The organism is Martinezella lusitana (genome assembly GCF_010668395.1).
Lineage (GTDB): Bacteria > Pseudomonadota > Alphaproteobacteria > Rhizobiales > Rhizobiaceae > Rhizobium > Rhizobium lusitanum_A.
The window spans coordinates 63,781-76,326 of the sequence record NZ_WUEY01000013.1 but is presented as its reverse complement, the minus strand read 5'-3'; the positions used below and the strand labels follow the sequence as shown (position 1 = coordinate 76,326).

Here is a 12,546-nt window from a genome sequence, read left to right as displayed (position 1 = left end):
CATGTTCCCGTTATCGCTTGGATCAGCAAGGAGTCCTGCATGAAGCCGTTCCACTGGGAATCGACCCATGGCAATTTCGGTGACGATCTCAATCTCTGGCTCTGGGATTTCCTGCTTCCCGGCCTTCGCGACGTCCATGCGCAGACATTGCTGGTCGGCGTCGGAACTGTCCTCAACACGGAAATCCTGCCCGCCGACGGACGCAAGCTCGTCATCGGCAGCGGCTTCGGCTATGGCTCCCTGCCCGATATGCGTGACAGGTCGCAATGGGATGTCCGCAGCGTCCGCGGCCCGCTCACCGCGGAAAAAGTCGGCCTGCCGATCGAAATGGGTATCGTCGACCCCGCCGTCCTGGTGACGGAAATGCCGGAATTCCAGAATGTTTCGAAGAATGGCAAACGCACCTTCATACCGCATTGGGAGTCGGCCGCCGCCGGCCTCTGGCCCGAGATCTGCAAGACCGTCGGCCTTTCCTACCTCGATCCTCGCGGCGAGGCGAAGGCCGTGATCCGCGAGATCGCGGCGTCCGAGCTGATCGTGGCGGAATCCATGCATGGCGCAATTCTTGCCGATGCCTTCCGCGTTCCGTGGATTGCGGTCAGCTCCTCGCGTTCCATCAACAGTTTCAAGTGGAACGACTGGGCCCGTTCGCTTGGCGTCACCTACCAGCCGAGGCACATCCCCGTTTCCACCCGTGCCGAGGCGATCGCCAAGGGAGCCCGGTTCTGGGGCGTCGGCTTCGAACGCAGCAAGCAGGCTGCGGCCGAACTCGAAAAGCAGCGGTACGGCGAAAATGTCATGCTCGCCGATCCCGAGCAGACCACGCTGCGGGTGATGGCGAAGCAGGCATTGGCCATGCCCTCGGCCCTCGCCCTCTGGCAGGCCAGCAAGGCAAAGCCGCAGCTGAGCAAGGACGCCGCGCTCGCAGGCTGCAAGGAGCGCCTCCTGACGGTGATCGACGGTGTGCGGCGCGACTACCTGTAGTCCGCGAAATGCCTATTCCGGCGCGGCCTGCAAAAGATAGCGCAGGCCGTTGGCGCCGGCATGGGCGATGGGGGCGCCGCCGTGCTTGCGGAAGCGCTCCGTCTTGTCCGCCAGGATGCCGCCGGCGATCGCCGGAGCGGCAAAGGGGTGCGCAAGCGCGTAGCTTGCGGCGGACAAGAGCCCGGACCGCGACTTGATATCGAGGAAGTGTCGTAGCTCGTAGCGATCACGAATATGACGTTCGTGGCGGCGGATCGCCGCGGCGTCGGTCGCAGAAAGGTCCCCCTTTGCAAGGACCGCCCGGTCGGCCTCATAAAGCCGTCGCAAATCCTCCGTCCTGTGCCGACCGCTCAGGGAATCGCTGCGCACGACCGCGCCGTAACCGCAGCTGTGGATGATCTTATAGCGCGCGTGCCTGGCCAGCGCGCGGACGTAGAGGTCATAGTCTTCGCCGAGGCGCAGCGCCTCGTTGTAGCGCAGGCCATGCGCATCCATGAACGAGCGGCGCATCAAGGGCTTCAGGAAGCCGATCTCGCCCCGGCGGACGCCGCGCTTGGAAATATTGCCTTCAACGAACGCTACGAGATCGAGAAAGCGCGGCTTCGCATCGAAATGATCCAGCCTCGCATGCGCATCCGGAACGGTGTCGGCGCTGACGAAGGCAATGTTATCGGCAACGAAATCCCAATCGTCATCGTCAAGCAGCGAGGCGAAACGCCCTGGAAAGAAGAAATCATCGGCATCGAGAATGCCGATCAGCGGCGCCTTGGATATCTCGATGGCATGATTGCGCGCAGCCGCCGGGCCACGGTTCTTTTCGAATTCCCGGATCGTCAACCTGCCGCTGCCGTCATCGGCGCAGGATGCAGCGGCGGCGGTTCCATCCGTCGAGCCATCGTCGATGACGACAACTTCCGCCACTTCGGGTTCACGGAGAGCTGAGGCGACGGCCAGCCCGATGGTGTCGCTGGCGTTCTTTGCGGCAATGATTACGCAGACGCTATTTTCTGCACGGTCGGTCACGTCAGCCTCCAATGGTTCTGCCGGAGACTTAGGACAAGGCTCGGATCCGGCAACCGCCGGACGGGCAAAAGATCGGATTGGCGATCCTGCTTAAGGGTTGAACGGCTCGGACCGCTTGAGATTGGACGCGGCAAGACCACCGACCTTGGTGTCTTCCTGGCCCGATACAGGTATCTTCTCTTCGCTGAGCAAGGCATCGCGCGACTTGCGTTCCTTCCAGACGAGATAGAGGACGCCCAGAAAATAGCCGATCTGCAGGAGGACGGCGCAAATGATCGTCTCGATCAAGGTCGTCCAAAGAGAATTCGTCAAAAAGTATGTTGCGATGGCAAATACGACCAGCGTGCCCAGCATGCTGATAAAGACGCGCGGCGCATACATAATGTTACCTCGCCCGCTCAGCCATCATGTCAAAAACGATCAAGGTCTTTCCTCCCTTATCAGACCTGAACCTCAAATATATTTTATGATTCATTGAGATTCAACCAAGTCACGGCGATCCGTTGCGAATTGATACGATCCTTACGCCGCGCAGGTTAAAACTACACGTCAATTATAATTACAATTGAATTTGTTCATTTTTCTTATCTGCAATCATTTGGCGATATGTCAAAAATACACACCCATTAAGACGCATTCGCTCGTCCGCCCGTCGCTCACTTCACCGCCAATTCAATCAACTTTTATTACAAAGTCCTGAAAAAGCGAGCCTGAGTATGTGCATCGCAAAACATTGCTGCAATGCAATATATCCCGCAGGAGAACCAAGATGGCCCGCAGCTAACGGGAAAGCGATCCGAGGCTATCGAAGCCAATGATTATGAACAACTTACCTTGAACTCCCTATAACGTGCTTGAAAACCGTCTTCCGCAACGCGGCAGAGCTATCAACGCCGCGGCTATACGAAGCTTGATACAGTACATATCATCTATAACCGATCACTGATTTAAACCAAGTCACCATCGATGCGGTAAATATATACCACCATACCATATCGCTACAAAAGTTTGGCTTAAAAAGTCAAAATCCCAACCTACACTCCGGTCATCGCGGCTCTAATTACGCGTCCGAGAATTTCCGACCAATCGTCAACATGAATGGAGTTTTCTCTATGAAGTCTGCGACGAGATCGGCCACATCGGCTTTTTTCAGCGCTGCGGAAAGCGACGTCTTTCCGCCCACTGGTGGAGTATTGAAGCGCGTTTTCGACGTCTCTGCCGCAATGACCGCACTGGTTCTCATCAGCCCGCTTTTCGTGATGCTGATGTTGCTGGTGAAGCTTACGGACCGCGGTCCCGCATTTTACGGTCATCGCCGCATCGGCCATAATGGCAAGAGCTTCCGCTGCCTGAAGTTCCGCACCATGATGGTCGACGGCGACAAGATTCTGCATGCCCATCTGCAGGCCGACCCAAGGGCAATGGAGGAGTGGCGCGCAACCCGCAAGCTGCAGAACGACCCCCGCGTCACCGTCGTCGGGGCCGTGCTTCGCAAGCTCAGCCTTGATGAACTGCCGCAATTGATCAACATCATCCGCGGCGAAATGAGCGTCGTCGGTCCGCGCCCGGTCGTGGAAGACGAACTCGAACTCTATGAGACCGCGGCGATCTACTACCTGCAGTCCCGCCCCGGCCTCACCGGTCTGTGGCAGGTGAGCGGCCGCAACGACGTCTCCTATGAAAGCCGTGTCGCCTTCGATACGCACTATGTGAAGAACTGGTCGCTCAGCAGCGACATGATGATCATCGCCAAAACCATTCCTGCGGTCTGCCTCTCGCGCGGCAGCTATTGATGATGACTGGCAGATACCGTGGGATCCGTCCTGCGGTTTTCCCGCATCTTGCGGGCTGCCGACCAGTAACAGGGAAGATCCTGCATGATTGAATTTCGGCCTTCCAAGAGGCTCGTTCGCGTCAACACATCGCTTCGGTGCGCAGCTTTCGTTGCTCTTAGCCTTTGCGCAGCTTCAGTCTCGGCCGTGGCCGATAATCTGCCCGGCTACCATCTGGGGGTCATGGACAAGCTGCATGTACGCGTTGCCGAATGGCAGACCGCCGAAGGCACTATCCGCGATTGGTCGGTGGTTTCGGGCGATTACACGGTCGGCCCTTCCGGTTCGATTTCCATTCCTTTCATCGGCGAAATGCCTGCCATGGGCAAGACGACGGATGAGATCGCCGAAGCCATCGGCATCGGCCTGCAAAAGCAGTTCGGCCTGCGCGATCGGCCCTCGGCTTCCGTCGAAATGTCGCAGTTCCGACCGATCTACCTCTCCGGAGAGGTCCAGAACCCCGGGGAATATCCGTTCGCGCCCAACCTGACCGTGCTCAAGGCCGTGAGCCTTGGCGGCGGCATGCGGCGCGCTGACGCCGGACAGCGCTTTGCCCGCGACTTCATCAATGCCAAGGGCGATGCCGTCGTCTATATGGCTGAGCGCGGACGCCTGTTGATGCGCAAGGCCCGCCTGCTGGCCGAATTGGCCGGTAAGGACGAGATCGATGTCCCGGCCGAACTCAAGCAGCTGCCCCAGGCGCCAAACCTGCTCGCAAGCGAGAAGGCGCTGATGGATACGCGCAGCCAGCGCATGAAGACGCAGCTGCAATCCCTGGAAGATCTGAAGACGCTGCTGCAGAACGAAGTCGAGGCGCTTTCGAAGAAGAACGACACGCAGAGCCGTCAGCTGGACCTGGCCAAGGCCGACCGTGACAAGGTCGAAAGCCTTGCCGAAAGAGGGCTGGAACTTGCCTCTCGCCGGATTTCCGCCGAGCAGCGTGCGTCCGATCTGGAGGCCACGCTTCTGGATACCGAGACGGCCTCGCTGAAAGCCAAGCAGGATATCAACAAGGCCAATCAGGACGAGATTACCCTTCACAACGACTGGCAGAGCTCGCTGGCACAGGATATGCAGGATACCGATACGCAGCTGGAAACACTGCAGCTGAAGCTTTCCACCAGCCAGTCGCTCATGCAGGAAGCGGTCGCTCAATCGGCGGACGCCAGCAATCTCGATGCCAACGGGCAGGGCGTCAGCATCGTCTATACGATCATTCGCGACGACAAAGGCCAGACGAAGGAAATTCCCGCCCAGGAGAACACCCAGGTGCTGCCCGGTGACCTCATCAAGGTCAGCACCGGTCTTGCCATGCGATAAGGAAAATCGATGCGGATTGCCAAATCGGTCTTCGTTCGGCCAGGCAGCAACGCCACCTACGGCATGGTGGCGGTTGCGCTGTCTTTCTTCGTCTTTGCCTATTCCTCCCGCTTCGGCCAGGCCTCCATCCTGCTCTACTACATCCTGTGGTTTCCGCTGGTACTGATGGACTATCGCACAGTGCTCGGCAGCTATCAGAAGCAGCTTTGGCTGTTCGCCTTCGGCGTCTTCACCTGCCTGTCGATCTTCTGGTCTGTCGTCCCGTCGGTGACGGCGCGCGCGGCAATCCAGTACATGACGCACATCTTCTGCGCCCTGATCGCCATGCGTGCGCTCGATATCCGCACGCTTGCGCGCGGCGCGATCGCCGGCACCGGCATCGTGCTCATCTATTCGATATTGTTCGGCTATTATGCCTATGACCCCATCGACGGGACATACAGCTTCGTCGGCGCCTTCGATTCCAAGAACCAGCTCGGCTTCTATGCTTCGCTCGGCATCTATTTCGCCTTCGCCGCCGTTTTCGTCCTTGGCGAGCGTCGGATCTGGCTGCTTGGCGGGGGAATTGCCGGCCTGTTGTCAGCCTATTGCCTGCTGGCGTCGCAATCGGCAACCTCGGTGCTGACGACCGGACTGGTGGTCATGCTGTGCATCAGCCTGCGCCTCATTCTTTTCCTGTCACCAAAGCAGCGCAAGAAGCTGTTCGCCACCGTGGCCATTTCCGGCGTCATCCTTGCGGTCGCCGGCGTCTATCTCGGCGCCGTGGATCTCGTGCTCGGCGCCTTCGGCAAGGATTCCACGCTCACGGGCCGCACCTATCTCTGGCAACAGGGCATCGCGGCCGCGACGCGGAATCCCTTTTTCGGCGTAGGCTATCAGGCTTACTGGGTCCAGGGCTTCTCGGAACCCGAGCGGCTATGGCAGGAATTCTACATCGCCTCGCGCGCCGGGTTCCATTTCCATAACACCTATATCGAGACGACGGTCGAAACCGGCCTCATCGGCGTGTTCCTGCTCGCCTCGATCCTGCTGACGGCCTTCGTCGGTCATATCAACCGGTTCCTGAGCGACGTCAGAAACGACGAATCCTATGTGCTTCTGGGCGTCGCCACGCTGCTCCTGATCCGCTCCTTCGTGGAGATCGACATTCTGAACCCGTATCATGTCGGTTCCTTCCTGTTCTATTTCACGGCTGGAAAGCTCTCCATGCGGATGCGTACGCCTGCAAAAGCGGCGCTGACGGCAAGCGAACGAACGCCATTCACGCCAACGGTAAACTGGGAGGCGCGAACCGGTCGATGAAAACGCTTTACGGAATTCAGTATCTGCGCGCCTTTGCCGCTCTGGCGGTGGTACTCTTTCATGCCGCCGAGCGCAGCGGCGGCCATTTCCGCGTCGGGGCTGCCGGCGTCGACGTCTTCTTCGTCATCAGCGGCTTCATCATGTGGACCATGAGCGAACGCCGCCCCGTGACGCCGCTGCGCTTCGTGCTCGACCGCCTGCAGCGCATCGCACCGTCCTACTGGATCGTCACGGCGATCATGATCGGCGGGGCGGCTGCCGGCCTGTTTCCGAACATGAGACTGACCGCAAGCCATATCCTCGGTTCACTGCTGTTCATTCCGGTCCGATCGCCGAGCAATGGCGAGATCTGGCCGGTGCTGGTGCAGGGATGGACGCTGAATTTCGAGATGTTCTTTTATGTCGTCTTCGCGGCCTGCCTGTTCCTGCCGCGACGCCTGCGTCTCGGCAGCCTGATCGGCGTCTTTGCTGCCTTCGTCATCGCCGGCGCCGTCCTTCACCCGCAGTCGCCCTTGCTCGTCACCTATACCAGGCCGATCATTCTCGAATTCGCGGCAGGTGCGGTTTTGGGGCAGCTTTGGCTGAAGGGAAGCGTTCCGGGCGCCAGCCTTGGCATTGCCCTCGTCATCGCGTCGCTCTCAGGTTTCGCAGCCATTGAGATATTCGGCCTCGAATTCAACGAGATCATCTGCGGTCCCCTTGCCATAGCATTGGTGCTTGGCATGGTTTCGATAGAACGCGGCGGCAAGCTGCCGGAAATTCCGCCCCTCACCTATCTCGGCAACAGCTCCTATTCCATCTATCTCTGGCATACGCTCGCGATCTCCGTGATCGCAAAACTCGTGATCTCCACGCCGATTCCATCCGATGTCGCAGCCTTCATCGGCGCAATAGCGGGAACCCTTCTCGGTATCTTTGCATATGAGTTGGTCGAAAAGCCGCTGCGCAATCTGCTGCGAAACGCCAGCTGGCTAAGAGCGCGCCCCTCGCCAGCCTGAGTTTCTGAACCGGCCCTCTCCCGGCCAGCGGGAAGCACATCAAGGGCTCCGCCGGCGGCGCAACTGGTCGAAATAGACGATCACGATGATGAGCACGCCGGTGATGATGCGCTGCCAGAAGGAGTTCAGGTTCAGAAGATTAGCGCCGTTGTTGATGGTCGCCAATATGAAGGCGCCGATTAGCGGGCCATAGACAGACCCGATCGCGCCAAAGAGACTGGTGCCACCGATAACCGACGATGCGATCGCCTGCAATTCCCAACCATCGCCCTGGGTCGCATTGCCGATGGCTATGCGCGAGGCAAGCAGAACACCCACCAAGGCGGCGCAGGTTCCAGACAGTATATAGGCGAAATAGATCATCCTGTTGACATTGACGCCGGACAGACGCGCAGCCTCGCGATTGGAACCGACAGCAAAAAGATAACGGCCCCAACGGCTGAGATGCAGGAAGACGACGGCCGGAATCGCCACCACGATCACCATCCAGAACAGGCTCGGAATACCGAGAAAATCGGCGACCGCGAAATTGGTGAAAGCGTCATTGACGATGTTGATGCTCGAACCATTGGTGATCAGCAGGCCGATGCCGCGCAGGGACGTCAGCGTCGCCAACGTGATGATGAAAGGTGGCAAACCCATGCGCACGATGCCGAAGCCGTGGAATGCCCCGATAAGAACCCCGAACAGCAAAGTGATGAGGATAGCGGCCCAGACCGGTACTCCGGCCTGGAGCAGCCAGGCGACGACGACGGTGCAAAAGCCAACGATAGCGCCGACGGAAAGATCGATGCCCCCGGTAATGATGACGAAGGTTTGTCCAAGCGCAAGAATGGCCGTCATCGACCCTTGCCGCGCCAAGTTGGTGATGTTGAGCTGCGTCCAGAACACATCTGTCGAGAAGCCGAGCACGATCCATAGCGCAATCAAAAGCAGGATCAGCGTCAGGCTGAAGAGGATATTCATCTTACGCCGCGGTGCAACGGCGGGCCCTTCTGTTGTGTTCGCGGCCATTCTTGTTCTCCCTCTTTCAATTTTTTCGTTCAGACGCCGATCGCTTCGCCGAGGACTTCCTCATGCGTGGCAGCGTGAAAATCATGACTGGCGACCAGCTGGCCGTGCCGGAACACATGTAAACGATCGGCAAGCTCGTAAACCTCGGGCAGGTAGGAAGATATGACGATAATCCCCGCCCCCTCGCGAAGCAACTTGGCAAACAGCCGATAGATTTCCGCCTTGGTGCCGACATCGACACCCACCGTCGGCTCGTCGAAGATGAAAAGCTTGGCGCCGTGGCTCAGCCATTTGCCGATGACCACCTTCTGCTGATTGCCGCCAGACATGGAGGAAACAAGGACCCGCCGGCTGGGCGTCTTGATGCTGAGATCGCGGATCTGCTTGTCGGCATTCGCGGCCTCACTCTTGTTGTTGATGATCGGACCTCGGCTCAGCCGTCCGAACACTGGCAAATTGATATTGAGGCCGATCGGCAGGTTGAGGCAGAGCCCCTGATCGCGGCGGCTTTCCGGCGCAAGCGCAATGCCGAGTTCCATCGCGTCGCGTTCGTTGCGGATCTGAACCTTGCGCCCCTCCCAGTATATTTCGCCCGCCGAAACCGGTTGACGACCATAGAGGCCAAGCGCGAATTCGCTGCGACCCGCCCCGATCAGCCCATACAGTCCGACGATTTCCCCGGCGCGCACAGTCAGCGAGACATTTTCGAAACCGGGACCAGAAAGGCTGCGCGTCTCCAGGATAGGCCCACCGATCTCAATCTCTTCCTTGTGATAGATCTGTTCGATGGAACGATTGATCATCAGCTTGATCAGTTCGTCGTCATCGGTCTCGGCAATCAGGCGGGTGCCGACATGCGTGCCGTCGCGCAGCACGGACACGCGATCGGCCAGCTCGAAGACCTCTTCCATGCGGTGACTGATGTAGACGATCGTCACGCCTTCGCTCTGCAGGCGCCGGATCAGCTTGAACAGCTGCGCCGATTCCTTGCGCGTCAAATAGGCGGTCGGCTCATCGAAGATGAGGAATTGCGTGCCGCGCATCGCGGCTCTTGCGGTCGCGACCAGCTGCTGCTGGCCAATGGTGAGCGAACTCAGAAGATCGGCCGCCGGTAGTCCGAAGCCGAGATCGTCAAGCACCGTCTGGGCCATCGCGACCATTTGCTTCTTGCGCATCAGGCCGAAGCGATTGACCTCGTCGCCAAGAAAGAGATTGGCCGCAACCGTCAGATGCGGGCAAAGGACGACCTCCTGATGCACGGCGTTGATGCCGCGTGCAATCGCCTCATTGGGATTGGCAAGTGCTACGGGATGGCCGCACCAGAATATCTCGCCGGCCGTCCTGGTGATGACGCCGGTCAGGAGCTTGATCAGCGTCGACTTGCCGGCTCCGTTTTCGCCGACAATGGCATGAATTTCACCCGCCAGAAATGTGATCGTCGCCGGCTTTAGTGCCTCGACATACCCATACCGCTTCTGCAACCCTTTGAGCTCGAGGATGGGCGAGCCGGCCTGAACCCGACTTGCTTCCGTCTTGGTCGTGTCATCGTGCCGATGGCTGATTTCTTCGAGGCTCGTCATGGTCTCCTCCCTCTGGCATCGCCGCGCAACCGCCCGAGAGGCGGACAGACAGAAAGGCTGCGGCCGACGAATCGGCCGCAGCCTCCAAGCTTTACTTGACCTTCGGGTTGATCAAGGCTTCGATCTTCGGCTCGCTCATGTTGGCCTTGGTTACGAGGTTGGCGCCGGTATCGACATTGGCTTCAACCTTTTCACCCTTGGAGACGGCGAGAGCGGTCTTGATGCCGTCGTAACCCATGCGGTACGGGTCCTGAACGACGAGACCGGCAATGGCACCGCTCTTGAGAAAGCCGAGGGTCTTATCGTCGCTGTCGAAGCCGATGACCTTGACCTTGTCACTGAGTTTGTTTTCAGCAATGGCCTGGCCGACACCCTGCGCCATGATCAGATTGGAGGCAAAGACGCCAACGATCTTCGGATTGGCAGTGATCAGATCGGTCATGATGTTGAGGCCGGTCGTTGCCTGACCGTCAGCATACTTGTCGGCGACAACCTTCAGGCCCGGATACTTGGTCTTGACCTGATCCAGGAAGCCCTCGCGGCGCTGTTCGAGAGAACCGGCACCGGGCGTATTGGTGATGATGACGACATCGCCTTCATCCTTGCCCGTCATTTGCTTGATCGCGGCGGCCAGGCCATCGGCGGCAATACGGCCGCCCTGAACGTTGTCCGTGGTCAGAAATGACTTGAAAGCCTTGGAGTCGGCGCCGGAGTCGATACCGATAATCGGAACGGACTTCGCTGCTTCGTCCACCGGCTTGCCGAGCGCCTTGAACTCGGTCGGCGAGATGACGATTGCGGCCGGCTTGCCGGCAACAGCGTTTTCGAGAATGCTGATCTGACCGTTGACGTCGGTTTCAGCCTGCGCGCCGAGTTCCGGCACCTTGACGCCGAGATCCTTGCCCGCCTGGCGTGCGCCGGCAAGAACGATCTGCCAGTAGAAGGATGTCGTGTCCTTGACGATGATCGGAATGGTCACGTCGGCCGCAAAGGACTGCACCGGCATCGCAACTGCGATGATGGCAGCGCCGGCAAGGCCGGCAAAGCTGCGGCGGGACAGAAGTGACTTGGCAATATTCATCTGCTTCTCCTCTCAACGCGCTCTGCTTTCCTGCACACCCGCCGGTGAACGCTTACGGCCGGTATCGTGACGCCTTGGAGCATCACGCATCGCGCCGCGACAAAAGCCACCGGCGCCAAAACAGGCTTTCCTCCTCTTCGAAGCCGCCTCTCCCGACGGCTCGATAGCTCGCTGTCTTCTAAACCCGAACCGCCTCATCTCCCAACGGAGACGCGACCAGGGTCAATCCTTCGAATTCCGCATAGAAACTGTCGGGAAGCCGTGGCTCCACGAGCTGCATGTTGCGGTCAAGACTTGCTGCCTTTGCCGTGCCGATCAGAACCGAAGCCACGCAAGGACTGCGCAACGGGAACTGCAGCGCCGGCTGGGCGAGCGGAACGCCATGCTTGCGGGCGATCTCCTCCATCGCCCCGACCTTGGCCAGGACATCGGGCGTTGCCGGCAGATAGTCGAAATGCGCGCCAGGCACGGGCCCGGTGGCCAGAATGCCGGAATTGAAGACGCCACCCACGACCAGCGACGTTCCCTTCTTCTCGCAAAGCGGCAACAGCTCGGCAACGGCCGAGCGGTCGAGCAGCGTATAGCGCCCCGCCAGCAGAATGCAGTCGATATCGGCCGCATGCATCACGTCCAGGCAGACCGGCACCTCGTTGACGCCGAGGCCATAGGCCTTGATCGCCCCGGACGACTTCAGCTCCTCCAGAGCCTTCAACCCCGATCCCAGGAGCTGGCCGAGATAACGCTCGTTGAGAGCCTTGCCGTGGGTATAGCCGCCGATATCGTGAACGTAGAGAATATCGATGCGGTTGAGCCCGAGACGCGCATAGCTGAACTCGACCGACCGCATGATGCCGTCGTAGGAATAATCGTAGTCGGCATCGAAAGGCAGCGGATCGACATAGCCGTAATTCGGCACCTTGTCGCTCGGCACCGGCCGCATGAGGCGACCGACCTTGGTCGACAAGACGTAGCTGTCCTCCCGCTGATCGCGCAGGAAATCGCCGACGCGGCGCTCGCCAAGGCCAAAGCCATACCAGGGCGCGACATCGAAATAACGAATGCCGTTGTCCCAGGCGGCCTGCAGGGTCTCCATCGCCTGGTCGCGCGGGCAGGCACGATAGAGGCCGCCCAACGCCGCAGCGCCGAAGCTGATCTCCGTGACCTCAAGGTCCGTCCTGCCGATCGTTCTAGTCTTCATCACCTCTCCCTTGTGATGACGGTCACTTCAATTCCCGTCGCATATGGCTCGACGCAGTCGCCATCGTCACGGTGCGTAATATCTATCGCTGGCGTGGGGCGACGTGGCCGCATCTCGGAATGACGATTGCACGCCGGCTGCAGGATGCAAGCATTGCCATTCTCACTCTCTCCCTGCTCATCGGCGTTATCGAAAGCGCTCGCCCTTCATCGCC

Annotated in this window: 11 protein-coding genes; 5 read left to right on the top strand and 6 right to left on the bottom strand. The window is 59.4% G+C overall.

Going from position 1 to position 12,546, the window contains the following annotated elements; all coding sequences use genetic code 11:
• Positions 1 to 39 precede the first annotated feature (39 nt).
• The gene (locus GR212_RS24100) at positions 40 to 984 is read left to right on the top strand and encodes a polysaccharide pyruvyl transferase family protein (protein WP_163990268.1); all 945 of its coding nucleotides are present in this window, start codon (positions 40 to 42) and stop codon (positions 982 to 984) included.
• 12 nt (positions 985 to 996) lie between these two features.
• Here GR212_RS24100 and GR212_RS24095 read toward each other — a convergent pair whose 3' ends face one another.
• Both GR212_RS24095 and GR212_RS24090 read right to left on the bottom strand, forming a co-directional pair.
• Positions 997 to 2,007, bottom strand: a complete 1,011-nt coding sequence (locus GR212_RS24095; protein WP_163990266.1) for a glycosyltransferase — start codon at positions 2,005 to 2,007, stop codon at positions 997 to 999.
• A 90-nt stretch (positions 2,008 to 2,097) separates the two neighbouring features.
• The gene (locus tag GR212_RS24090) at positions 2,098 to 2,388 is read right to left on the bottom strand and encodes an exopolysaccharide production repressor protein (RefSeq protein WP_163990264.1); all 291 of its coding nucleotides are present in this window, start codon (positions 2,386 to 2,388) and stop codon (positions 2,098 to 2,100) included.
• Positions 2,389 to 3,119: 731 nt separating this feature from the next.
• Here GR212_RS24090 and GR212_RS24085 point away from each other — a divergent pair.
• The 4 genes from GR212_RS24085 (at position 3,120) to GR212_RS24070 (ending at position 7,459) form a co-directional block, all read left to right on the top strand.
• Positions 3,120 to 3,800, top strand: coding sequence for a sugar transferase (locus GR212_RS24085; protein ID WP_163990262.1), 681 nt, complete (start codon positions 3,120 to 3,122; stop codon positions 3,798 to 3,800).
• Positions 3,801 to 3,884: 84 nt separating this feature from the next.
• A complete protein-coding gene (locus GR212_RS24080) occupies positions 3,885 to 5,159 on the top strand; it encodes a polysaccharide biosynthesis/export family protein (protein ID WP_163990260.1) in 1,275 nt (424 codons plus the stop codon).
• Positions 5,160 to 5,168: 9 nt separating this feature from the next.
• Entirely contained in the window at positions 5,169 to 6,461 is a 1,293-nt protein-coding gene (locus GR212_RS24075) for an O-antigen ligase family protein (RefSeq protein WP_163990258.1), read from the top strand.
• Complete coding sequence (locus tag GR212_RS24070) at positions 6,458 to 7,459, top strand: acyltransferase family protein (protein WP_163990257.1); 1,002 nt, start codon at positions 6,458 to 6,460, stop codon at positions 7,457 to 7,459. Before GR212_RS24075 ends, GR212_RS24070 begins: the two co-directional genes overlap by 4 nt.
• A 39-nt stretch (positions 7,460 to 7,498) precedes the next feature.
• Here GR212_RS24070 and GR212_RS24065 read toward each other — a convergent pair whose 3' ends face one another.
• The 4 genes from GR212_RS24065 to GR212_RS24050 form a co-directional block, all read right to left on the bottom strand.
• On the bottom strand, positions 7,499 to 8,473 hold the full coding sequence (locus GR212_RS24065; RefSeq protein ID WP_163990255.1) for an ABC transporter permease: 975 nt from the start codon (positions 8,471 to 8,473) through the stop codon (positions 7,499 to 7,501).
• 29 nt (positions 8,474 to 8,502) lie between these two features.
• Positions 8,503 to 10,053 carry a sugar ABC transporter ATP-binding protein gene (locus tag GR212_RS24060; RefSeq protein ID WP_163990253.1) on the bottom strand — a complete coding sequence of 517 codons (1,551 nt, stop codon included), beginning with the start codon at positions 10,051 to 10,053 and terminating at the stop codon, positions 8,503 to 8,505.
• Positions 10,054 to 10,144: 91 nt separating this feature from the next.
• Complete coding sequence (locus tag GR212_RS24055) at positions 10,145 to 11,134, bottom strand: ABC transporter substrate-binding protein (protein ID WP_163990251.1); 990 nt, start codon at positions 11,132 to 11,134, stop codon at positions 10,145 to 10,147.
• 178 nt (positions 11,135 to 11,312) lie between these two features.
• Positions 11,313 to 12,332: an aldo/keto reductase gene (locus tag GR212_RS24050; protein ID WP_163990249.1), complete on the bottom strand. Its 1,020-nt coding sequence runs from the start codon at positions 12,330 to 12,332 to the stop codon at positions 11,313 to 11,315.
• Between the last annotated feature and the right edge of the window lie 214 nt (positions 12,333 to 12,546).